The organism is Xenorhabdus anantnagensis, assembly GCF_028598555.1.
Classification (GTDB): domain Bacteria; phylum Pseudomonadota; class Gammaproteobacteria; order Enterobacterales; family Enterobacteriaceae; genus Xenorhabdus; species Xenorhabdus anantnagensis.
Map to the genome: position 1 here is coordinate 377,808 of NZ_JAQRFN010000001.1, position 23,856 is coordinate 401,663.

The window sequence follows — 23,856 nt, forward strand, 5'->3', positions numbered from 1 at the left end:
AAATCCCAAGCAATGCCGTGAATATGGTGCGTTCTATATCAATAGATTTCCTCTCATAACATAATTCTCTGAACCCCATTGGATTCCTCATCACAAATCCCATGAAAAATCACTACCCAAAATATTATCTTTTTGACATAACCTCCATATTTTCTTCATTATTGACTAATTCCCATTGGTTACACTAATAATATATTCTTGCATCTATTTTGGCATGAGATGCTGCATGACTGATTACTGCCACTACATTAAGAGAATGTCGAGCAAATGAATAACAAAAGCCGTTCCTATTTTTTCCGTCTCGCTGCGGCGCTAGCCGTGATCATCGCGGCAGTTTTCTTCACGTGGAAACACTTCAACGCCCCTTCATCATCAAATAACCCTCAGGGTTCAAAATCAGAACGGAATTTAAACAATCCAACCCATCCTCCCGTGCAGGTAGCAACGGCTGAAATCAAATCTGTACCTCATTATTTAGGCGGATTAGGAACGGTTATGGCGGCGAACACAGTGATTGTCACCAGCCAAGTGGAAGGTCAGTTAATGGCTTTACATTTTAATGAAGGCCAATATGTCAAAAAAGACGATTTACTGGCGGAAATCGATCCTCGTCCCCTGAAAGTCAAACTGGCAAGAGCGCAGGGGCAATATGCCAAAGATCAGGCAACGTTGACCAATGCTAAACAGGATTTGCTCCGCTTTCAGCAATTGGCGAAAAGTAAACTTATCTCCCAACAGGATCTGGATAAGCAAATCTCTTTGGTTCGTCAGAGTGAAGCCAGCGTGAAAGCCACTCAATCCGATATTGATGAAGCCAAATTGAAATTGACATACAGTCGTATTACGGCGCCTATTTCTGGTCGCGTTGGATTAAAGCGCATTGATGTCGGCAATTATGTGTCTGGTGCAGGTGCAACTCCCATTGTGGTCATTACACAAGTCGATCCCATTAATGTGCTGTTTTCCCTGCCTGAAAACGATATTAGCACCGTGTTAAAAGCTCAGAAAGATCACGAAAAGGTCGCTGTCATCGCGTGGGATCGCAATAACCAGCGACAATTGGCGCAAGGGAAACTATTCAGTATTGATAACCAAATTGATGTAGCTACTGGCACAATCAAGATGAAAGCTCAGTTTAATAATCAAGATAATGCACTGTTCCCTAATCAATTCGTCAATATCCAGATGAAGGTCAATACACTGAATAATGTCGTTGTTATTCCAACGGCTGGATTACAAATGGGAAATAGCGGTAATTTCGTCTGGAAAATAAATAAAGACAATAAAGTCAGCAAACACAAGGTCATTGCGGGACTGCAAAATAATCAGTTGGTGGTCATTAATAGTGGCCTGTCAGCCGGTGATCGCGTCGTCACTGATGGCATTGACAGCCTGACCGAAGGTGCCAAAGTCGAGATTGTCAAACCCTTGGCAATCGAATCACTTGATGCAGATAAAAATGAGAAGAGTTCAGAAAAATCAAACGGTAAGGTGGAGAATTCCTAATGCAATCTGATTCTTCAATGACAGGCGGAGGGCCATCTCGCCTGTTTATCCTGCGTCCTGTTGCCACGACGCTATTTATGGTTGCGATCTTACTGGCCGGGATAATTGGTTATCGGATGCTGCCAGTTTCTGCATTGCCGCAAGTCGATTATCCAACAATTCAAGTGGTAACTCTGTATCCCGGTGCTAATCCGGATGTGATGACATCCGCCGTTACCGCTCCGCTGGAAAAACAGTTTGGCCAGATGTCCGGCTTAAAACAAATGTCATCCAGAAGTTCTGGTGGAGCTTCTGTTATCACACTGGTATTCCAGCTCTCATTGCCCTTGGATGTGGCAGAGCAGGATGTGCAAGCGGCGATCAATTCAGCCAGTAATCTATTGCCGGAAGATCTGCCTTATCCGCCAATTTACAGCAAAGTCAATCCGGCTGATCCCCCCATATTGACGCTGGCTGTAACGTCTGATGCCCTGCCGATGACTCAGGTGCAAGATATGGTGGAAACCCGCATTGCCCAGCGTATTTCTCAAGTCAGTGGTGTCGGTTTGGTCACTTTGGCTGGCGGGCAACGCCCCGCTGTACGTGTGAAATTGAACGCACAGGCCGTGGCTTCACAAGGATTAGATAGCGATGTTATCCGTTCTGCCATCATGAAAGCCAACGTGAATTCGGCAAAAGGCAGTTTTGACGGGCCAACCCGCTCCATTACTATATCCACCAACGATCAAATGAAATCTATCGATGATTACCGCAATTTAATCGTAGCCTACAAAAATGATGCTCCGATTCGTCTGCGTGATGTCGCCACCATTGAACAGGGTGTGGAAAATAGCAAATTAGGCGCATGGGCAAATGAGAAGCCGGCCATCGTTATTAATGTTCAGCGCCAACCCGGAGCGAACGTTATTGAGACTACGGATAATATTCGTACCATGCTGCCAGAATTGATTAGCAGCCTGCCCAAATCCGTCAATGTAGAACTACTGACAGACCGCACGATTTCGATCCGCAATTCAGTCAAGGATGTTCAATTTGAACTATTGCTGGCTATCGCACTGGTCGTCATGGTGATTTACCTATTTTTGCGCAATGTCACTGCAACCTTGATCCCAAGTATTGCAGTACCGCTTTCGCTGGTAGGTACATTCGCTGTTATGCATTTTTGCGGCTTTTCTGTCAATAACCTCACTTTAATGGCGCTAACCGTTGCAACCGGTTTTGTCGTGGATGATGCCATTGTCGTTATAGAAAATATTTCTCGTTACATTGAACGGGGAGAAAAACCTCTGGCGGCTGCGCTGAAAGGGGCGGGAGAAATCGGCTTTACTATTATCTCCCTGACTTTTTCATTAATTGCCGTCCTGATCCCTCTGTTGTTTATGGGAGATATCGTCGGTCGGCTGTTCAGGGAATTCGCCATTACCCTTGCTGTTGCCATTTTAATTTCTGCTGTTGTGTCATTGACGCTAACGCCGATGATGTGCGCAAGGATGTTGAAACCCGAAGCCGATACTAAACACAATCGCTTCGAACAGGCATGCGAACGTTTCTTCGAACGCATGATTGCAATCTATGCTGTCTTCCTGAAACGGGTGTTAAATCACCCTTGGATTACACTGAGTGTTGCATTCGGTACGTTGGCTCTGACTGCCCTGCTCTATATCATGATCCCCAAAGGATTCTTTCCCCTGCAAGACAACGGACTGATTCAGGGCACGCTGGAAGCGCCACAATCCATTTCATTCAATGCAATGGCGGATAAACAGCGACAAGTCACGACTCTGTTATTAAAAGATCCTGCTGTGGATAATATCGCGACATTTATCGGCGTTGATGGTAATAATCCAACCTTGAATAATGCTCGTCTTCAAATCACGTTGAAACCACTCAGCCAACGTGACGCTCACATTGACGAAGTCATCCCACGTCTACAGGCGCGCATTGCCAAAATCCCTGATGTCACACTGTACCTGCAACCAACACAGGATTTGACAATTGATACCCAATTATCGCGCACGCAATATCAATTTACATTGCAGGCCACTTCACTTGATGAACTCGCTGTCTGGGTTCCTAGATTGCAAAATGCCCTGAAACAACGACCAGAGTTGGTAGATATCGGTAACAATTGGCAAAATCAAGGGCTAGTGGCTTATCTCAATGTGAATAGAGATATGGCCAGCCGATTTGGGATCTCTATGGCTGCGGTGGATAATGCTTTGTATAACGCTTTTGGCCAACGCCTGATTTCGACTATTTACACTCAATCAAATCAGTATCGCGTCATCCTTGAGCAAGATACGAAGAATGCTCAAGGGCTGGAAGCGCTGAATAATCTTTATCTGACCGGTAATGATGGAAAAATGGTACCTCTCAATGCCATTGCAACCGTCGAGCAGCGGCTGGGGAATTTGTCTATCGATCATCTACAACAATTTCCTTCCACCACTTTTTCATTCAACGTTGCGAAAGATGCTTCCCTTGAACAAGCAGTCAATGCCGTCAATGAAACAGAACGGGCGATCCAAATGCCAAAAGACATCATTACGCAATTTCAGGGAGCAACGCTGGCGTTCCAAGATGCACTCAGTAACACCCTTTGGCTGATTCTGGCGGCTGTCGTCGCTATGTATATCGTACTCGGTATACTGTACGAAAGTTTTATTCATCCCGTTACAATCTTGTCAACCTTACCTACCGCAGGTGTTGGTGCATTGCTGGCTTTGATGATCGGTGGCTATGAGTTAGATATTATCGCCGTCATTGGGATCATTCTCTTGATCGGCATTGTGAAGAAAAACGCCATCATGATGATCGATTTTGCTCTGGCAGCAGAGCGGGAAAAAGGAATGACGCCTTATGAGGCCATTTACCAAGCTTGTTTGTTGCGTTTCAGGCCAATCTTGATGACAACAATGGCAGCACTGCTGGGAGCATTGCCACTGATGTTGAGTACCGGTATCGGGGCGGAGCTGCGTCGTCCTTTAGGTGCAAGCATGGTCGGGGGCCTGATCATGAGCCAGATTCTAACCTTGTTCACAACCCCCGTTATTTATCTGCTGTTTGATCAGCTGGCATGCTATTACCGAAAAAACAGTAAAGATAAGCAAATAAGGCTTGATAAATCCTCAGTTAATCATCAGGAGCCGCTGTGAAATTCTTCGCCCTATTTATTCAGCGGCCAGTTGCTACAACATTGCTGAGTTTAGCCATCACTCTCTGTGGTGCATTCAGTTTTTTCTTGCTGCCTGTGTCACCGCTACCACAAGTTGATTTTCCCGTGATAACGGTTCGCGCTTCTATGCCCGGCGCGTCACCAGAAACCATGGCATCCTCAGTGACGACGCCTCTGGAACGTGCATTGGGTCGGATTTCAGGGGTAAAAGAGATGTCTTCCGCCAGCTCACTGGGGGCCTCTTTTATTTATCTGGAATTCGATCTCAACCGGGATATCAATGGTGCCGCACGGGATGTTCAAGCGGCCATCAATGCCGCACAAAGCCTATTGCCTTCCGGTATGCCAAGCAAACCGAGATATTATAAAGCCAATTTGTCAGATGCCCCGATTATGATTTTGACCCTTACTTCTGACAATTATAGTGAGGGCCAACTGTATGACTTTGCTTCTACCAGATTGGCCCAAAGGATTTCCCAGATAGAAGGCGTCAGCAAAGTCAGTGTCGGCGGTAGTTCATTACCGGCAATACGTGTTGAACTAAACCCAAATTCACTTTTCAATCAAGGTGTTTCTCTTAACGATGTCGGTAATGCCATCAATAATGCTAATGTCCAATTTCCAACGGGGCATATTGATTCCGATAAACAGACTTGGCAGCTACGTACCAATGACGAACTGAAAACGCCTGACAGTTACCGCTCAATTATTGTGCATTATAATAATGGAGCACCTGTCAGGTTGCAGGATGTCGCAAATGTTAAGCACTCTGTCGAGGATATTCGCGCAGCAGGCATGTCCGGAAATAAGTCTGCTATTGTTCTTATTATCCGTCGTGAAGCGGGTGCAAATATTATCTCAACCGTCCAACGCATTCGTGAGCAACTTCCTAATCTGCAAGCATCTTTACCTGCCAATATTCAGCTAAACATTGCTCAGGATCGTTCACCGGCTATTCAAACTTCCCTGCAAGAAGTAAAAAGTGCACTAGTGATTGCCGTTGCCTCGGTGATTCTGGTCGTGTTCCTGTTTTTACGTTCCGGTCGGGCGACATTGATTCCGGCAGTTGCTGTTCCGGTATCACTGATTGGCACCTTTACCGCCATGTATTTGTGTGGTTTCAGTTTGAACAACCTCTCGTTGATGGCATTAACCATTGCCACTGGATTTGTTGTCGATGATGCCATTGTGGTACTGGAGAATATTTCCCGCCACCTGAATGCCGGGTTAAAACCCGTGCAAGCCGCTCTCAAAGGGGTCAGAGAAGTTGGATTCACTGTATTGGCCATGAGCCTTTCACTCGTTGCGGTATTTATTCCCCTCGTATTAATCGATGAGTTACTCGGCAGATTATTCCGGGATTTTGCTGTCACACTTACAACCGCCATCGGGATTTCTTTGTTCATTTCACTGACCTTGACCCCGATGATGTGTGCTTACTTACTCAAGTCCACACCAGCAAACACACAGAAGCAGGCACGGGGATTCGGGAAGGTATTGCTGAGAATTCAGCAAGGCTATGGTCGTTCATTGAAATGGATACTCAATCATACTCGTTGGGTATTACTGACATTGCTTGGCATTATTGCCCTGAATATCTGGCTCTATATCAGTATCCCAAAAACGTTTTTCCCTAAACAAGATACGGGGAAAATGCTGGGTTTTGTGGTAGCTGACCAAAGTATTTCATTTCAGGCCATGCGTGAAAAAATGAAACGCTTTATGCAGGTCATCAATGACAATCCAACCGTGGATAATGTCGTGGGTTCTACTGGTGGTGACAGCATCAATACAGGCTCTATGTTTATTTCTCTGAAGCCATTGAAAGAACGTACCGAAAGTATCCAGCAAGTTATTACCCGCTTAAGAAGCAAACTGACCAATGAAGCAGGAGCACGCTTATATTTAGTTCCTGTTCAAGATCTAAGAAGCGGAGGACGGGGAGCTAAATCAACTTATCAGTTTAATTTACTGTCTGATGATTTTGGCGAGCTGCGTAAATGGAGTCCTATTGTTAAGAAAGCATTGGAAAAAATACCTCAATTGGTGGATGTCAATGCTGATGACGATGAAGAGGCTAAAGCTGCTGAAATAGCGATTACCTATGATCGTGATGTTATGGCTCATTTGGGCATTAATGTTGCCGAAGCAAATAATTTGCTCAACAACGCTTTTGGACAGAGGCAAGTTTCCACGATTTACGAACCGCTGAATCAATACAGAGTAGTCATGGAAGTTGCTCCGCAATATAACCAAGATCCCAGCGCGCTGGAGAAAATGTTTGTCATTAATAGCAAGGGAGAACGCATTCCCCTCTCCTACTTTGCACAGTGGTATCCTTCTAATGCACCACTGGACGTTTATCATCAGGGGCTTTCAGCTTCTTCTACTATTGCGTTTGATGTGGCACCCGACTATACGTTGTCCGATGCAATCAGTGCAATAGAAAGAACAATAACAGAACTGGGCGTTCCTTCAGCAGTGCGTAGCTCTTTCGCTGGTACAGCACAGGATTTCCAAGAGAGTGAGCGCTCCCAACTACTGGTGATCCTTGCTGCCATCGTCACTGTTTATCTGGTGCTCGGGGTGCTTTATGAAAGTTACATCCATCCCCTGACAATTCTTTCTACCCTGCCTTCTGCGGGAATAGGTGCTTTGTTGGCTCTGGAACTATTCAATACTCCATTTAGCCTAATCGCTATGATTGGAATTATGCTGTTGGTCGGTATTGTCAAGAAAAACGCCATTATCATGGTGGATTTTGCCCTTGAAGCGCAACGAAGTGGCAAACTCAGTGCCCAGGAAGCGATTTTGCAGGCCTGTTTATTGCGATTCCGTCCGATTATGATGACGACGTTCTCTGCTCTGGCTGGTGCTTTACCTTTGGTTCTGAGCAATGGGGATGGGGCTGAATTACGCTTCCCGCTGGGGATCACAATTGTTGGTGGTCTGGTGGTAAGTCAACTTCTCACGCTGTATACCACCCCGGTGGTGTATCTGTTTTTTGACCGACTGCGTGAAAAATGGCGTCATCGTCAGGCAACTCTCAACATCTCCCCAACTCGGGTAACTGAGCCAAGATGAAATACATGATAAAAACGGGGATCAGAACTAAACTTTTTCTGGCAATTTTTGCTACTTGTATGCTGGTATTGGTCACAATGCACTGGGGAGTCCATGTCAGTTTTCAGCATAGTTTTATTGGCTATATCAAACAAAATAGCCGAATGCAGGCGAATAGGCTGGCGGAAGCATTAACAGAACAATACCAGAAACAAGGTAATTGGCATTTTCTGACTCAAAATGATCGAGCGATATTTCAAATTATCCGCACAATTGAACAGGATAACGATCTCCATCAGAAAACCAAATCTCATGGTTTGCGCCCTCAATTTTGGATTGTTGACGCTCAAATGAATCGTTTAGTGGGGCACTCTAGTGATATTCCAGCGAGGAGTTATCGCAAATCAGTCACCTATCAAAATAAGACTGTCGGTTGGGTCATTGTCAGCCCATCTGACAAAATTACCCGTCAGGCCGACATTAGTTTCGCCCACCAGCAGCAATTCACTAGTTGGGTTATTGCGGGTTTTTCAACTTTATTGGCACTGATCGCCACTTTTCTTTTCTCTCGCGGTCTCTTAAGACCCGTTAAGCGACTAGTGGAAGGTACACATAAACTCGCCGCAGGTGATTTTACTGTTCGTGTCATTCCATCCAGTAAAGATGAAATCGGTAAATTAGCATCAGATTTTAACCAGCTTGCCAGCACGCTGGAAAAAAATGAGCAAATGCGCCGTGATTACATGGCCGATATCTCCCATGAACTACGCACCCCACTTTCTGTTTTGCGTGGTGAGCTGGAAGCCTTGCAAGATGGTTTGCGGAAGCCAACACAGGAAACTATCCATTCTTTGCTCACAGAAGTGGCTACCCTGACAAAATTGGTAGACGATTTGCATTTATTATCCCTTTCTAATCGAGGTTCACTGGCCTATAGAAAAGAATCTATTAATGTCAGTGAATTACTGCAAATATCCGTGGCAAATTATCATAGCCGCTTTGCAGATAAACAAATCTCTTTAGAATTGAATTTAAAAGAAAATGTGACATTATTTGCAGATCCGAATCGACTGACACAATTATTTCACAATTTGCTGGAAAATAGCCTACGTTATACCAATAAGCACGGAAAAGTGATTATTCGTGGGCATTCTGATCAGCAAAAATGGATATTCGATTTACAGGATAGTGCTCCCGGACTGACTGTTGAGCAATGCCAGCGGGTTTTTGAGCGTTTTTACCGATGTGAATCTTCCCGCAACCGTGCAAGCGGAGGTTCAGGGCTTGGGCTGGCAATTTGCTATAATATCGTTGAAGCCCATGATGGAATAATTCGTGCAGAAATATCACCTTTAGGCGGCATTAAAATTCACGTAGTACTACCGCTGATTAAATCGTCTGAACTTGAAACATGTAAACTTGAAACATAATGAGTACACATCTTACCCGAAATACTGTTCTAATCGTTGAAGATGAACCAAAGTTGGGGCAATTGCTGGTTGATTATCTACAATCTGCGGATTACCAAACCCAATGGCTCACACGTGGTGATGAAGTCATCGCTCATGTTCAAAAATACCAACCCCATATTATCTTGCTTGACCTTATGCTGCCCGGCCTCGATGGATTATCGATCTGTCGGGATATCCGCAAGTTTTCAGATATCCCGATTGTAATGATGACAGCAAAAACAGAGGAAATTGACCGCTTACTCGGTCTGGAAATTGGCGCTGACGATTATATCTGCAAACCGTACAGCCCACGGGAAATCGTCGCCAGAGTAAAAGTAATTTTGCGTCGTTGTTACCGCCCAAAAGATATCATTAGCGAGCAAAACTCACTGACCATTGATGAAAACCACTTTCAGGCTCGTTACCTTGAACAAGTGCTTGAACTCACTCCGGTTGAATTCCGCTTGCTCAAAATTATGTCCACTCAACCAGGACGTGTTTTTTCTCGTGATCAGTTATTGAATAATCTTTATAACGATCATCGCATTGTGAATGACCGTACTATTGATAGCCACATTAAAAATTTACGCAGAAAACTGGAGCAATTGGATGAAGATAAATCTTTTATCCGCTCCATTTATGGCTTGGGTTATCGATGGGAAGCAGAAATTTGTCGTTTGATGTAACAATATTCACCACAACTGGTTTTATTGAGTACTATTTGCAACGTTGGCACAGTAACCAACATTAATAATGATGTCAGTTACTGTTAAGACTATAGACTATAGACTATACCCAATGGATTTCAAGATGCGTCGCGGCAGCAAGGGAGCGCAGCCAACAAAGAGGCAACTTGAAAGACTAAGGGTATATGCTTAAGTTCTTTTATGATCAAGCAAGCCCGAAATAACAGCTAATAACAGGGCCATCAAGGCTAATAAACCACCAGCCAGATTGAGAGTTGTGTAGCCATAATTAGATGCGATAATCACACCACCCAGCCATGCACCGACTGCATTGCCCAAATTAAAAAATCCAATATTAACCGAAGAAACAAGATTAGGTGCACCAGCTTCCTGAGCTTTATCCATCACCAGACGCTGGATTGGCGATACTGTGGCAAAACCACATGCTGCCATTAGAAATATACTCAAACAGGCAATGAATTGATTGTCGCCATAAAGCCAGAAAACAAACAAAATAAAGGATTGTAGTCCTAGAGTCCAATATAACAATGGCATCATTGCCTTATCGGCAAGTTTCCCACCAACAATATTGCCAAAGAAAAAACCTAGCCCCAAAACCAGCAGAATCCATGTTATTGCACTCTCAGAAAACCCTGCAATATTGATCATTAATGGAGCAATATAGGTAATAGTTGTGAAAAATGCAGCCGGACCCAACACTGTGATCCCCATCGCCAAAAGGACATGGATATTGGTGAAAGCCAACAATTCCTTTTTGATACTGGCGGGTGCTTTCTGGTCGAATTTAGGTAATAACTTTAAAATCCCGAACAATGCAATAATGCCAATGACAGTAATTATTGCAAAAGTGACGCGCCAGGAAATTGCTTTCCCTATCCATGTTCCAAGCGGGATACCAACCAAGTTGGCAAGTGTCATTCCGCTAAACATAAATGCAATAGCGGTAGTTCTTTTATTTTCCGGCACCAGCTCAGCAGCAATAATCGCACCGATTCCCATAAAAGCACCGTGGGTCAAAGAGGCCACAATTCGACCGATAATTGCCAGGGAAAATGTCAGGGAAAAAGTAGTCAGCGCATTTCCGATAATAAATAATATCATTAACACGGAAAGCATCTTTTTTCTTTCTATTCGTCCCCCCAATATTATTAGAATAGGTGCTCCAACAAATACACCAAGTGCATAACTGGTTACCATATACCCCGCAGTTGGTATTGAAATACTAAATTCGATTGCGATTTCAGGAAGTAAACCAGCGACAATAAATTCGGTTGTAGCGATCCCAAATGTCGCTATGGCTAGAGCCCAAATAGCTGCCGGCATGCGGAACTCCTAATGAGAAGCTGAATTAATCAGGTTATTATTGTTACGGTATGTAATTATCTCTGAATAAGAGATACTGTAATATATTCGTGCAGCATCCAATTTGGAAGCAGTTATAAATTAATCGACAAATACAAAATAGTCATAGTGCTCTACAAAATAGAGGAACGAGAGATATATTTTTTATCAAACCGCTTATCTGTACGAAATTCAAGCTAAACTTAAACTGATAATTACCCAATCAGGAGAATTTCTTATGGCTACTGGGCATTATGATCTTAAGAAAGCAAAGAACGGGCAATTTTATTTCAATCTGGTGACGGCAAAGGGTGACATTATTCTGAACAGTGAAATGTATACCTCCAAGGCTGCCGCCAGTAAGGGTATCCATTCTGTGCAAGTCAATTCTCCCGATAAGACCCGCCATGAGGTGAGAATAAGTAAATCAGGCAAACCTTATTTTGTCCTGAAAGCCCGGAACCACCAGATAGTTGGCGTCAGTGAGAATCATGCCAATGAAACAAGCATGAAGAAATGTATGCAATCTGTTATGAAAATCGGGCCGACAGAAAACATTCGTGATCTGACCAAACGCGATTAATTAAATTAGCTCGCGCCACATCAATGGCGCGCTTTCTTCAAGTTTTATACAGGACGTAGCATCATTATATTTCCATAATATATTTGTGCTAATGATGGTATAGGCGCTAAAATCCCCCTCCTTTAAACCTTACCCTTAGTAATGATAATGAAGTCTGGGTAAGGACTGACTTGAACTCAGACCGAGAACGTTAAAAATATGTTTACTCCAGAATTACTTTCTCCTGCCGGCTCTTTGAAAAACATGCGTTACGCATTCGCTTATGGTGCAGATGCCATTTATGCAGGACAACCCCGCTATAGCTTGCGTGTTCGCAATAATGAATTTAATCATGAAACATTGGCGCAGGGCATTAAGGAAGCTCACGACTTGGGTAAGCGTTTTTATGTCGTCGTCAATATCGCACCACATAACGCAAAGCTGAAAACTTTTATTCGTGATTTAAAACCTGTCGTGGAAATGGGGCCTGATGCATTGATTATGTCTGATCCGGGCTTGATTATGATGGCGCGTGAAGCATTTCCTGAAATAGATATTCATCTTTCAGTTCAAGCCAATGCTGTAAACTGGGCCACTGTAAAATTCTGGAAACAGATGGGACTGACGCGAGTCATTCTCTCCCGTGAACTCTCACTGGAAGAAATCGCTGAAATCCGCCAGCAAGTACCCGATATGGAACTTGAGATTTTTGTGCATGGCGCACTGTGCATGGCTTATTCCGGTCGCTGCCTGTTATCGGGTTATATCAATAAACGCGATCCCAATCAGGGCACATGCACTAATGCCTGTCGCTGGGAGTACAATGTGCAGGAAGGCAAAGAAGACACTGTCGGCAATATTGTCCATTTGCATGATCCTATCCCTGTCAAAAATATTGAGCCAACACTGGGGCAAGGCGCACCAACAGATAAAGTATTCATGATAGAAGAGGCCAAACGTCCTGGCGAATATATGTCAGCATTTGAAGATGAACATGGCACTTATATTATGAACTCCAAGGACTTACGTGCCATTGAACATGTGGAAAGATTAACAAAAATGGGTGTTCACTCACTGAAAATCGAAGGCCGCACCAAATCTTTCTATTATTGTGCCCGCACCGCTCAGGTATATCGTCGTGCGATAGATGATGCCGTTGCCGGAAAGCCCTTCGACCCAACGTTAATGACCACACTGGAAGGTTTGGCACACCGTGGCTATACAGAAGGCTTTCTGCGTCGCCATACTCATGATGCCTACCAAACCTATGAATACGGCTATTCAGTGTCAGACACTCAACAATTTGTTGGAGAGCTTACTGGTAATCGGGTCAATGGCTTGGCTGAAGTCGCCGTGAAGAATAAATTTCTTGTTGGGGATAATCTGGAACTCATGACGCCATCGGGCAATATTAATTTTACGTTAGAATCCATGACAAATAAAAAAGGCCAAACCATAGAAGTTGCGCCGGGTGATGGACATATCGTTTATCTTCCTATTCCTGAAGAAATCGAGCTGGATTATGCTTTACTTGTCCGGAAATTAAAAGGTGGCAATACCAGAACACCTCACCCACAAGAATTACAAGTGAAATAATTAGAAATAAGATTTTAAAGAAATTGATCTATTTTTTTAGAAACAGATCACATCAATGCTATTTTATTTCTCGTATTATCATCCCTGAAAAATAAAGAACTAAAAAAGTTTTACTGTAAGACTAGGAACCACCTCCTTGGCTAGCTCAATCTCCCTTGGGCTGGCCTTTTCTTTTACATTAAAGAATAAATAAATCAATAAATTCAATGCATTAAAGAAACCTCCACCTTTATTAGACATAAATTGATTTAATGGTTACTAATTCGTATTGAATATTTATTGAACTCTCATTAGTAACGCTAATTATGATAACCAAGAAAACAGTATTCCAATAAATATTGTTAAAATTTATTCAGTTTAATGAAGGAAATTTTACGAAAAAACAATCGAAATCATTCAACCTATGAATGACTTCAATATTTACTTATCAACAATCCAAATAAACCCAGCCAGATACATATTATTTCTCTTTATTGTTATGCAAAATGATTAAATTTTAGCAACATTTGTATTAACTGAAGCGATCCACTGCGGCTTCCCTCTCTACTTACCTTGTGATCAGCGCGAATATAAACAACAATCAGCAGCGCCTTTTGCAAACTGGAGTCAATTATGACTGATATCGCTAAGTTGTTAGGAAAAGACGCAGAAAGTTTATTGCAACATCAATGCAATACTATTCCACGTGAAAATCTCTATCTCCCAGGCACAGATTTCGTCGATAGAGTAATGCTTGAAAATAACCGCCCCAATACTGTCCTTCGTTCCATGCAAACCTTACTGAATCATGGCCGTCTGGCAGGCACTGGTTATCTCTCAATTTTGCCAGTAGATCAGGGAGTTGAACATTCTGCCAGCGCTTCTTTTGCTGCCAATCCTCTCTATTTTGATCCCAAAAATATCGTTGAACTGGCAATTGAAGCTGGCTGTAACTGTGTTGCTTCAACTTATGGTGTTCTGGCGTCTGTTTCTCGTCGTTATGCCCATAAGATTCCATTTCTGGTTAAGCTTAATCACAATGAGGCGTTGACCTATCCGGCTCAATATGATCAAACGTTGTATGCCAGTGTCGAACAAGCATTTAACATGGGTGCAGTTGCGGTAGGTGCGACAATCTATTACGGCTCTCCCGAATCACGCCGCCAAATAGAAGAAATTTCAGCCGCTTTCGAACGCGCTCACGAACTAGGCATGGTCACCGTATTATGGGCTTATCTGCGCAATTCAGCCTTCAAGAAAAATGGGGTTGATTACCACACCAGCGCTGATTTAACCGGTCAAGCAAACCATCTGGCAGCAACAATCGGTGCCGATATTGTTAAACAAAAAATGGCTGAAACGAATGGCGGCTATACTGCAATTGGATTCGGGCACACAGATAAACGCGTCTACAGTGATTTGACCACTGAACATCCGATTGATCTCGTTCGCTATCAACTTGCTAACTGTTATATGGGGCGCGCTGGATTAATCAATTCAGGCGGTGCTTCCGGAGATAATGATTTAAGTGATTCAGTCCGCACTGCTGTCATCAATAAACGTGCCGGAGGTATGGGATTGATTCTTGGCCGCAAAGCATTCAAGAAATCGATGAAAGAAGGCGTTGAGTTGATCCACTCCGTACAGGATGTCTATCTCGATAAGAAAATTACTATCGCCTAATCTAAATTTCTGGGCACACCAGCGTTAAGATGGGGATCTCTGTATCCCCATTATTTAGCACGATATTATCCAAAGAAAGTCTTTTCAGAGAAAATAAAATTCTCAATTCACCACCATTGATGAAAATGATGTACTGGCCCAATACCATGACCAACGTCTAAACTATCCGCCTGCATTAGTGCATTTTGTAAATATGTTTTCGCAACCGGCAGTGTACTTTGCCAATCTGAATAACGTGGGCGCAATGCAGCAAGTGCAGCAGACAAAGTACAACCCGTTCCATGAGTGTGCTGTGTATTTACTCTCGGAGCGGTAAAACGCCACTCCCCTTCCGGGGTAAAAAGCCAATCAGGGCTTTCCGTATTCGTCAAATGTCCACCTTTCAATAAAACCGCCTGACATCCCATTGAACGTAATGCGTGCCCCTGCTGTCGCATTTCATCTTCGGTATTGGCAAGATCACATTTCAATATAGCTGCCGCTTCCGGTAAGTTGGGAGTGATCAAAGAGACGATTGGCAATAATTGTTCTACCATCGTTGTAATGGCCTCCGGTAATAACAAGGGATCACCGCTTTTCGCCACCATAACAGTATCCAATACAATGTAGGGAATAGGATAACGATGCAATGCTTCTGCTATTGCCACGATATTGGCAGCATTCGACAACATACCAATTTTGGCACTATCTATTCTGACATCTGAAAGCACTGATTCTAACTGAGCAGCAACAAAGAGAGGGTCAAGGTTATAAACCGATTGTACGCCCATTGTATTTTGCGCAACCAACGCAGTGATAACTGTCGTACCGTAAGCACCAAGCGCGGAAAAGGTTTTTAAATCGGCCTGAATGCCGGCTCCACCGCTAGGATCTGTTCCTGCGATAGTCAGTGAATTAATTCTCATAATGGTGATTCCTACCACCAGCTAAAGAAAAGCGGGTATCGGAACTAGAGATACCATGACTTCCCTACGCTGGCATTATCCAGATCAGGTAATACGGGTACTTCTCAGTTCAATAAAGAACGCCCCGAGTCAAAATAAAAATCACTCTATTAGTATCCCAATAGAGTGATATTTGCAATCACTTATCATCAGATAATAAAACCAGACTGACGATAAATATATTTAGCCAGCGATCAAATACTAACCAAATTAAATTTATTACTATAAAGTTGATACGTTTGCAGCAGCAGGACCTTTAGGACCATCCTGAATTTCAAACTCAACTTGTTGGCCTTCAGACAATGTTTTAAATCCATCTTTCATAATTGCAGAAAAATGTACAAATACATCTTTGCTACCATCAGCTGGAGTAATAAAACCAAAACCTTTAGACTCGTTGAACCACTTCACAGTACCAGTGATTTTTGCCATTTCAAAAATTTCCTTTGAATCACTTTATTAGCCTGTTGGCATGAAAATAAACAAACCCATATTAGTTTCTGTTATTAATTAACAGAATAGTACTTCGTTTACCCACATGTTTTATCACATACTCTTTATATAATCGCAAGCCATTTTTTTCAGGTGCTGGAGCCAACGCACATATTTAAAACTCTTAATCTCTGTTCCAATTTGAAATTACCCAATAATCTTTAAGTAACCTAACCATATGAATAAAAGGAAGAATAAAATTTTAACCCAAAGGAATCACTTTAATTAGTTTAATACATAGTGCTGTTTTTCACATCTGTTATGTTGTAGACCAGAGAGTTATCGTTATACAAAATCCATTTTAGATAACTATAAAAAGAATGATTAATTTCAATCATCATTTTTGGACATACAATATAATTATTTTATATGTAACCAACTTATTTTTTATCTATCATTTATTAAATATTATTCAATTATAATATTTATAAGACGTTTTTAGCTATTTCTCCATATGTTTACCTCTATACGATAAACTGAACCCATTAAGTACATTGTACTGAAGTAGTTGGCGTTTAAAATGATATCTATTTACCCGTGATCACATGGAATAATCGTTTCACCTACGATTACGATAAAGAAAAGACAGATAGGTATAATGAAATACCCTAAGGGGTTTGACTACGGATTTCAAAAAATGTGGATACTTAATGATCTTGATGGCTTAAAAATAGATGGGGATTGACACTTAGAGTTTTTTCAGCCGGAGATTATACCGACTGAAAAAACTCTGAATGGATTAACAATCAGTCTGCTTATTTCTTAGTTTTCTTTGATTGAGCGATTAAGAATCCGCCCCATAAGACAGCAATCCAAAACGGCATTAAGATAACCGAAATACGAATTGGTGGCATCATTAGAATAATGATAAGAATGAACGCCAAAAATGCCAAACACAGATAGTTCCCAAATGGATACCACAGTGCCTGAAACTTCGTTTTGATACCTTCTTTATTCTTGGCTGCACGGAATTTCAGGTGAGCAAAACAAATCATAATCCAGTTAATGACCAGAGTAGTTACCACTAATGCCATTAACAATTCAAATGCTTTACCAGGCATCACATAGTTAACCAATACTCCAATCGATGTTGCCAGCGCGGATAAGCCAATAGACAAGACCGGCACACTACGTTTGTTAACTTTTGTAAGTATGCGAGGGGCATTACCTTGTTTAGCCAAACCATACAACATTCGACTATTACAATACACACCACTGTTATAAACAGATAATGCCGCAGTTAGTACTACCACATTCAGAACATTCGCTACCCAGAAGCTATCCAGATTACGAAAGATCAAAACAAATGGGCTACCACCTTCTACCACATTCGCCCATGGATACAGCGACAGCAAAATAGCCAATGAACCGATATAAAACAATAAGATTCGATAAACAACTTGGTTAGTTGCTCTTGGGATATTTTTTTCAGGATTTTCTGCTTCTGCTGCTGTAATGCCCACGGTTTCCAAACCACCAAATGAAAACATGATCACAGCCATCGCCATAACCAAGCCAGAAATTCCATTTGGCATAAAACCGCCATACTGCCATAAGTTGGTGATGCTTGCCTGTGAGCCACCATTACCGCTAATCAGTAAATAGCTCCCAAAGATAATCATCCCAATGATCGCACTGACTTTAATAAGAGAGAACCAAAATTCAGTTTCGCCATATAACCGAACATTAATTAGGTTGACAAGATTGATCAGTACAAAGAATATTGCAGCAGAAACCCATGTTGGAACTTCCGGCCACCAATATTGGATATATATACCAACAGCCGTTAACTCAGCCATTCCAACCAAAATAAACATTGCCCAGTAATTCCAACCTGATAGGAAACCGGCAAAATTTCCCCAATATTTATAAGCAAAGTGGCTAAATGATCCCGCTACAGGTTCCTCAACAACCATCTCACCTAATTGGCGCATAATCAAAAATGCAATAAACCCACCAATTGCATACCCAAGGAGTACCGAAGGCCCTGCCATTTTGATGGTTTGGGCAATACCCAGAAATAACCCGGTTCCTACTGCGCCACCAAGGGCAATAAGTTGAATATGCCTGTTCTTTAAACCACGCTTAAGCGTTGATTGTTGTTCTTGTTGTTCCGCCATCTAGTCCTCTTTTTACGATGTTTAGAACCCGTCTCATTAAAAGCTATTTAATTTATTGTTTTAAATCGTTAAATCTGAATTGAACCAGACATTTTCCTACCTTTCCCAACTTATGCAAAATTTGTCGAATCCAAATTTCCTCAACATGATTCCCTCAACATATTGTAGTGATTGAGTTATATACTAATTTCACGCAATATTGAGTGTGTTAATTCGTATCAGGTGGATATTAAAACATCATTTACAAAGAATGAATACCGTAAATGTATGTTAATCAATATTGAGCACAGAGTTAAAAAAACTTATTTAGTGTTCAATTAGACCACCTTATGATTATTCCATTGTTGTTAACTTTAAAATAAAATATTATGACGAGTTATCATATGATAGGGTGATGATAGCGTGTTAAAATTTTTATCCAGTCATTGTACCCCTATAATAATCGATTTTGTCATCTTGAAAAGAAGTTGTGTATACTTCCTCAACCTTCAACCAGTTTAAAATTGTAATGGCACAAGATAACCACTTAGCACTTGTATGCGCACTGAGTAAATGGATTGAAAACCATCTTGGCCGTGTCATTCATCTTGAAGAGCTTGCTGCTTACTCTGGCTATTCACTTTGGCACATGCAGAAAATATTCAAGGAAGTTACCGGCATATCTCTTGGGAAGTACATCCGCCAACGACGCTTGGCTGGCGCTGTTTTTCTGCTGAAAAATAGTTCCTTGCCTATTTTTGATATTGCTTTGGATTTCGGCTTTGGCTCTCAATCCCATTTCACCTATATGTTCCGTAAAGAATATGGCATTACGCCTCACGATTTTCGCCAAAGTACAGATATTGAACTTGAAGTTAAAGTTCCATTACATCTCACTTACAACTGCGAGCCATGAAGCTCGGTATCATCAGCGGCCATTTTCCAAGGCCGCTATTCCCGAATCATTATTGGTATTTTTCGATTAATGCCAAAGCGATCGCTTCCGTTTCTGCATCGGGGATACCGCTAATGTCTGACGGACGAAAATGCATCTGAAAGGCTTGAATAGTTCTATAAGAAGCGTTATCCAAAAGCCCCGTTTGAGGGATACTATAGCCATAAAGGGCCAGTGCTTTCTGGATCGCCATCACTGACACAGGAAAATTAGGTGCCCTACCAGCCAAATATTTATTCACTGTTGCGTCATCAGGCCAAGCACCAATTCCTTGCTCGTAAAGCTCACGCCACGGAAAAACAGGCCCGGGATCTTTTTTTCTCAATGGTGCTATGTCGCTATGACCCACAACATTAACAGCTTTAATTTTATACCTATGAATAATATCTTTTACCAATCGGATAACGGCATCAATTTGTGACGGATGATATAAACACCATTCTTTTTTAATAAACTCTTGCTTAAATCCACAATTAACAATTTCAATACCAATAGAATAACGGTTTAAGTTTTGGTATCCATTCCACTCGCTCTTTCCCGCGTGCCATGCTTTTTCCTTTTCTGAAACCAATTGAAAAACAATCGGCTCTTTATTCTCATACTTCGGCTGCGAGGGAATAAGGTAATGAATGCTAACACGACCTCCCGTTAATGCCCGTAAAGATTTTTTATCATCCAACGCAGTATAATGGAGGACAAGAAATCTAATTGAGTCAATATCTTGCTTAGTCGAATAAGGATAGGAGTGGTCAACAATATACCCATTTCTATCTTCTCGTTCAGGGGAATAAGAACAACCAATCAACAATGTGATAAACATACATATCATTAATCGTTTTATCATGTTGGGTCAGCTATTTTGCAGGAAAGGATAACATTATGATGATTATATACTAGATGAAACTAAAATAGATGTGATGTTTTTTTGCTTATCAGCATGCTTTTAAGAACAAATAAAAGCCAGCCATTCGTGGAACGTACGAATGGCTGGCTAATAAAGTTTTACCTGATGCGAGTAATACCCTGTTACTGATATCCTCTATAGCGGCATTCCAGTATCAGCGATTACCCTTCTCGCTATTATGCGATATGTCATTATCCCAAATACCTTTTTCAACTTGCTGTTGAATCTCTGGGTAAGAATTGATATTAAATGTTGGCAACTGCCCTAATTTTCTCTGACGGTTATAATCCTTCGCCAGCTTTATTGCAACGCCTGACAACATCAGTATGGCAATCAAGTTAACAATAGCCATACATGCCATTGATAGATTAGCCATACTCCAAACCAGAGGGACTTCAGCCAATGCACCAAACATCACCATACCCAATGCGGCCAACCGCAGAATAAATAAGCCAGCAGTATGGTTTCGCTCCAGGAATATCATGTTGCTTTCAGCATACGCATAGTTGGCAATAATTGATGTGAAAGCAAAGAAGAAAATGGCAATCGCAATAAATGTCGTTCCCCAATCCCCAACAGCTGTTGACAATGCCCGCTGAGTCAATTCAATTCCGCTGATAGCAGTGACATTATCATCGAGAATTCCGGAAGAAAGGATAATAACGGCCGTTGCACTACAGATAACGATCGTATCCATAAATACACCCAACATCTGCACATAACCCTGAGAGGCTGGATGTGGTGGATATGGGGAAGCTGATGCCGCAGCATTCGGCGCAGATCCCATCCCTGCTTCATTCGAAAATAACCCACGTTGAACACCCTGAGTCATTGCCTGAGAGATGCCGTAGCCTAATGTTCCGGCTATCGCTTCCTGAAGGCCAAAGGCGCTCTTGATAATTAATGCAAATACCGCTGGGATGCGTTCAATATTGTGACCAACAACCCAAAATGCCAGTATTAGATAAGCGCCAGCCATGAACGGTACAACCAATTCCGCTACCCGGGCAATGGAACGCAGCCCACCGAAAATAATTGTGCCACTAATAATGACTAAAACAATACCGACATAAAATGGTTTGACATGGAAGGCAAAGGCAGCCGCTTCCGCAATTGAATTTGCTTGGACAGCATTAAATACAAGACCAAACGCGATAATAAGGAAGAATGAAAACAGTACTCCCATCCATCGCTTCTTCAACCCTTTTTCCATGTAATAAGCCGGGCCACCGCGATAATTCCCCTGATCGTCTTTCGTCTTGTACAACTGGGCAAGCGAGCTTTCCACAAAGGAAGTTGCCATACCAATAAATGCCACTACCCACATCCAGAAAATAGCCCCTGGCCCACCTGCGGTAATTGCAATGGCAACCCCTGCTAAGTTACCGGTTCCTACACGAGCAGCAAGGCTGGTACATAAAGCCTGAAAAGATGAAATACCAGAATTATCTGATTTATTACTATTTTTCAGAACTGAAAACATATGACCAAAATGACGAAGCTGTATAAAACCAGAACGCAGAGTGAAGTAAAGACCAACCGCAAGAAGCAGGTATATTAGTGCGTAGTCCCAAAGGATGTTGTTAATAAAGTTAATGAAGTTAATCAGATCCGTCAAGATATTTTCCTCTTACTAATTAGCAAACATTAGCTGACCATAATGCCGTATCCGGTGAAATTTTATTGTGCTTAATTTCCTTTATAATTAACAAATGACACAATTCTGTATACAAAAACACAGAGATACTAGCCAGTAAAAACGGAAAGAATGTAACACAATATCTATTTCAATGTGTAACTTTTAATGAAATTTTTACATTTACTTTAGATAAATTAAATAGTTATATATTCATCATAAACGCTTTATTCCTTATTTTAAGCTGATTAAGTGCATTTCACGAACACGAACTGCGGGTTGATTTTCTTCTTATATATAAGCAATAGACATAAATCAATTAACAGCCAACTCCAAAACACAAAACATCCCACCAACAAAAATAAAACTTTTGAAAAACAATACCAATACAATAACCATATGAAAAGAATGTGTTAATCGGAAGTTGTTGATGTCACTCAAACAAAATACACAGAGCAAATTTAGATAATCACGCTCTGCTATATCACTAATGTAGTAATCACCGAATTCATCATAAAAAGTGGGTGAATTACAAAATTTAATCTTGAAATTTCTAATATTTACGAAAACATATAGTAATATCTTTCTCCAAATGAGATTATTAAATTTTAATACTGTGATAGTTGGAAAAAGCCACCATCGCGTATTAAAATTTTCAGTTGTTATTTTTACAATAGGAAACAACAATAACGGGTTAGTAAGATGTTAATAATCCACTATCTGGCCATCAGATAATCTGCAAGTGAGGTTATAATTGATGTTAGAGCGAAAAAGAAAGAATCCTGCGGACAACATACTGCCCAAGAGAGTTTATAGAGGAAAATCAAAGTATGAATATCATCCTGCAACAGGTGGTTCAATCTCTATCTGCTGTTTAAGCTCACCAGTATCCGTTGTTTGGAAAGAGTACAATAAGATTGTGGAAAAAATAGCAAAAAACAGTACGTAGAGCTTACTATATGTTTAAGTTAATAAAAAACGGGAGTTATAACTCCCGTTGATTCAAACAACATAACTAATGTCTGAATAAAGTTCAGTAAGCACAACAAAAACAACCATTATTAGAAAATATTATTTCGTTTTGTATCTTAAAAACCACCATTTCCCAACAAAAAACAATCAGAAAAAATAATGTTTTTTGGGTTCAGCACTATATCGTAATATTAACTTAGGCAGTGGACTGTTCTTTCCACTGGGGATATGCTCTTCCCAAATTCGTGCTACGATTTAAATCTCACCTATACATTTGTTAAAACAAGATAGCAGACGATGGAGCATTGTTTATGCGTATAAATAACATCTTGAAGACTATTGCCATTCCGACTCTAATCACGCTATTGCTATCAGCCCCGGCGGGAGCAAGAGAGGGGAAATTGATTAACTTACCTGATAAACGATTTGCCGTCCTGTCGACTGGTGATCTGGAAAGTGCATCAATTGGCAGCTATTCTATCGCTATTTTTAAGGATAAAGATCTTACGGACTTTGTCACTGGCGCTGTCTTTAAACGTGATGGTTCAGTGCTTGAAGATAATGGAAATCCGAGGATTACATTTGCTGACATTAATGGCGATGGTTCCAAAGAACTCATTGTCTCCAAACTCACTGCTGGTTCAGGGAATTACCTTGAAGTTGATGCTCTCAAAATTACCCCAAAAAATATCAAACTTCTCACACGCATCCACATAAACGGAAATAATGATCCCATAAAGTCACTCCGTACGATATGTAAAAGGGAGGCGTGCATAGAGCAAAAACATTAA

At 41.5% G+C, this 23,856-nt stretch carries 16 protein-coding genes, 1 pseudogene and 1 riboswitch; of the genes and pseudogenes, 11 read left to right on the forward strand and 6 right to left on the reverse strand.

Annotated elements, in window-relative coordinates:
• Positions 1 to 267 precede the first annotated feature (267 nt).
• Genes PSI14_RS01500 through baeR form a run of 5 tightly spaced genes read left to right on the forward strand, consistent with a single transcriptional unit; the run spans position 268 to position 9,881 of the window.
• Positions 268 to 1,506 carry an MdtA/MuxA family multidrug efflux RND transporter periplasmic adaptor subunit gene (locus PSI14_RS01500; RefSeq protein WP_273574066.1) on the forward strand — a complete coding sequence of 413 codons (1,239 nt, stop codon included), beginning with the start codon at positions 268 to 270 and terminating at the stop codon, positions 1,504 to 1,506.
• Complete coding sequence (locus PSI14_RS01505; RefSeq protein WP_273574067.1) at positions 1,506 to 4,661, forward strand: MdtB/MuxB family multidrug efflux RND transporter permease subunit; 3,156 nt, start codon at positions 1,506 to 1,508, stop codon at positions 4,659 to 4,661. The genes PSI14_RS01500 and PSI14_RS01505 overlap by 1 nt, the downstream gene beginning before the upstream one ends.
• On the forward strand, positions 4,658 to 7,765 hold the full coding sequence (gene mdtC, locus PSI14_RS01510; RefSeq protein ID WP_273574068.1) for a multidrug efflux RND transporter permease subunit MdtC: 3,108 nt from the start codon (positions 4,658 to 4,660) through the stop codon (positions 7,763 to 7,765). The genes PSI14_RS01505 and mdtC overlap by 4 nt, the downstream gene beginning before the upstream one ends.
• A gap of 8 nt (positions 7,766 to 7,773) precedes the next feature.
• Positions 7,774 to 9,174 (forward strand): envelope stress sensor histidine kinase BaeS, encoded by a 1,401-nt coding sequence (baeS, locus tag PSI14_RS01515; RefSeq protein ID WP_273574103.1) that lies wholly within the window; start codon positions 7,774 to 7,776, stop codon positions 9,172 to 9,174.
• A complete protein-coding gene (gene baeR, locus PSI14_RS01520) occupies positions 9,174 to 9,881 on the forward strand; it encodes an envelope stress response regulator BaeR (RefSeq protein ID WP_273574069.1) in 708 nt (235 codons plus the stop codon). Before baeS ends, baeR begins: the two co-directional genes overlap by 1 nt.
• A gap of 189 nt (positions 9,882 to 10,070) precedes the next feature.
• Here the strand turns inward: baeR and PSI14_RS01525 are convergent, their stop codons facing one another.
• Positions 10,071 to 11,225: an MFS transporter gene (locus tag PSI14_RS01525; protein WP_273574070.1), complete on the reverse strand. Its 1,155-nt coding sequence runs from the start codon at positions 11,223 to 11,225 to the stop codon at positions 10,071 to 10,073.
• 256 nt (positions 11,226 to 11,481) lie between these two features.
• On the opposite strand from PSI14_RS01525, the gene PSI14_RS01530 reads away from it, so the two are divergent.
• The 3 genes from PSI14_RS01530 (at position 11,482) to fbaB (ending at position 15,063) form a co-directional block, all read left to right on the forward strand.
• Entirely contained in the window at positions 11,482 to 11,826 is a 345-nt protein-coding gene (locus tag PSI14_RS01530; protein WP_273574071.1) for a YegP family protein, read from the forward strand.
• Between the two features lie 198 nt (positions 11,827 to 12,024).
• Positions 12,025 to 13,401, forward strand: a complete 1,377-nt coding sequence (trhP, locus tag PSI14_RS01535; RefSeq protein ID WP_273574072.1) for a prephenate-dependent tRNA uridine(34) hydroxylase TrhP — start codon at positions 12,025 to 12,027, stop codon at positions 13,399 to 13,401.
• 612 nt (positions 13,402 to 14,013) lie between these two features.
• On the forward strand, positions 14,014 to 15,063 hold the full coding sequence (gene fbaB / locus PSI14_RS01540) for a class I fructose-bisphosphate aldolase (RefSeq protein WP_273574073.1): 1,050 nt from the start codon (positions 14,014 to 14,016) through the stop codon (positions 15,061 to 15,063).
• A gap of 107 nt (positions 15,064 to 15,170) precedes the next feature.
• Here the strand turns inward: fbaB and thiD are convergent, their stop codons facing one another.
• Both thiD and cspE read right to left on the reverse strand, forming a co-directional pair.
• Entirely contained in the window at positions 15,171 to 15,968 is a 798-nt protein-coding gene (gene thiD, locus PSI14_RS01545) for a bifunctional hydroxymethylpyrimidine kinase/phosphomethylpyrimidine kinase (RefSeq protein WP_273574074.1), read from the reverse strand.
• A 44-nt stretch (positions 15,969 to 16,012) separates the two neighbouring features.
• Positions 16,013 to 16,105, reverse strand: a riboswitch (TPP riboswitch).
• Positions 16,106 to 16,229: 124 nt separating this feature from the next.
• Positions 16,230 to 16,439: a transcription antiterminator/RNA stability regulator CspE gene (cspE, locus tag PSI14_RS01550; RefSeq protein ID WP_273555938.1), complete on the reverse strand. Its 210-nt coding sequence runs from the start codon at positions 16,437 to 16,439 to the stop codon at positions 16,230 to 16,232.
• 579 nt (positions 16,440 to 17,018) lie between these two features.
• On the opposite strand from cspE, the pseudogene PSI14_RS01555 reads away from it, so the two are divergent.
• A pseudogene (locus tag PSI14_RS01555) lies at positions 17,019 to 17,108 on the forward strand (lipid IV(A) palmitoyltransferase PagP); the annotation flags it as partial.
• Positions 17,109 to 17,254: 146 nt separating this feature from the next.
• Here PSI14_RS01555 and PSI14_RS01560 read toward each other — a convergent pair.
• Positions 17,255 to 18,619, reverse strand: a complete 1,365-nt coding sequence (locus PSI14_RS01560; protein WP_273574075.1) for an amino acid permease — start codon at positions 18,617 to 18,619, stop codon at positions 17,255 to 17,257.
• A gap of 508 nt (positions 18,620 to 19,127) precedes the next feature.
• Here PSI14_RS01560 and PSI14_RS01565 point away from each other — a divergent pair.
• Complete coding sequence (locus tag PSI14_RS01565) at positions 19,128 to 19,514, forward strand: helix-turn-helix domain-containing protein (protein ID WP_273574104.1); 387 nt, start codon at positions 19,128 to 19,130, stop codon at positions 19,512 to 19,514.
• A gap of 49 nt (positions 19,515 to 19,563) precedes the next feature.
• On the opposite strand, the gene PSI14_RS01570 is transcribed toward PSI14_RS01565, so the two are convergent.
• Both PSI14_RS01570 and PSI14_RS01575 read right to left on the reverse strand, forming a co-directional pair.
• Positions 19,564 to 20,394, reverse strand: coding sequence for an N-acetylmuramoyl-L-alanine amidase (locus PSI14_RS01570; RefSeq protein ID WP_273574105.1), 831 nt, complete (start codon positions 20,392 to 20,394; stop codon positions 19,564 to 19,566).
• Positions 20,395 to 20,611: 217 nt separating this feature from the next.
• Positions 20,612 to 22,066 carry an alanine/glycine:cation symporter family protein gene (locus PSI14_RS01575; protein ID WP_370688802.1) on the reverse strand — a complete coding sequence of 485 codons (1,455 nt, stop codon included), beginning with the start codon at positions 22,064 to 22,066 and terminating at the stop codon, positions 20,612 to 20,614.
• Between the two features lie 1,310 nt (positions 22,067 to 23,376).
• Here PSI14_RS01575 and PSI14_RS01580 point away from each other — a divergent pair.
• Positions 23,377 to 23,856 carry a PliI family lysozyme inhibitor of I-type lysozyme gene (locus tag PSI14_RS01580; protein ID WP_273574077.1) on the forward strand — a complete coding sequence of 160 codons (480 nt, stop codon included), beginning with the start codon at positions 23,377 to 23,379 and terminating at the stop codon, positions 23,854 to 23,856.

Coding starts and splice junctions, on each gene's coding strand:
- PSI14_RS01565 (WP_273574104.1), top strand. CDS start 19,128: ATGGCACAAGATAACCACTTAGCACTTGTATGCGCACTGAGTAAATGG.
- cspE (WP_273555938.1), bottom strand. CDS start 16,439: ATGGCAAAAATCACTGGTACTGTGAAGTGGTTCAACGAGTCTAAAGGT.
- PSI14_RS01505 (WP_273574067.1), top strand. CDS start 1,506: ATGCAATCTGATTCTTCAATGACAGGCGGAGGGCCATCTCGCCTGTTT.
- trhP (WP_273574072.1), top strand. CDS start 12,025: ATGTTTACTCCAGAATTACTTTCTCCTGCCGGCTCTTTGAAAAACATG.
- PSI14_RS01580 (WP_273574077.1), top strand. CDS start 23,377: ATGCGTATAAATAACATCTTGAAGACTATTGCCATTCCGACTCTAATC.
- PSI14_RS01500 (WP_273574066.1), top strand. CDS start 268: ATGAATAACAAAAGCCGTTCCTATTTTTTCCGTCTCGCTGCGGCGCTA.
- PSI14_RS01525 (WP_273574070.1), bottom strand. CDS start 11,225: ATGCCGGCAGCTATTTGGGCTCTAGCCATAGCGACATTTGGGATCGCT.
- thiD (WP_273574074.1), bottom strand. CDS start 15,968: ATGAGAATTAATTCACTGACTATCGCAGGAACAGATCCTAGCGGTGGA.
- fbaB (WP_273574073.1), top strand. CDS start 14,014: ATGACTGATATCGCTAAGTTGTTAGGAAAAGACGCAGAAAGTTTATTG.
- PSI14_RS01560 (WP_273574075.1), bottom strand. CDS start 18,619: ATGGCGGAACAACAAGAACAACAATCAACGCTTAAGCGTGGTTTAAAG.
- baeR (WP_273574069.1), top strand. CDS start 9,174: ATGAGTACACATCTTACCCGAAATACTGTTCTAATCGTTGAAGATGAA.
- PSI14_RS01530 (WP_273574071.1), top strand. CDS start 11,482: ATGGCTACTGGGCATTATGATCTTAAGAAAGCAAAGAACGGGCAATTT.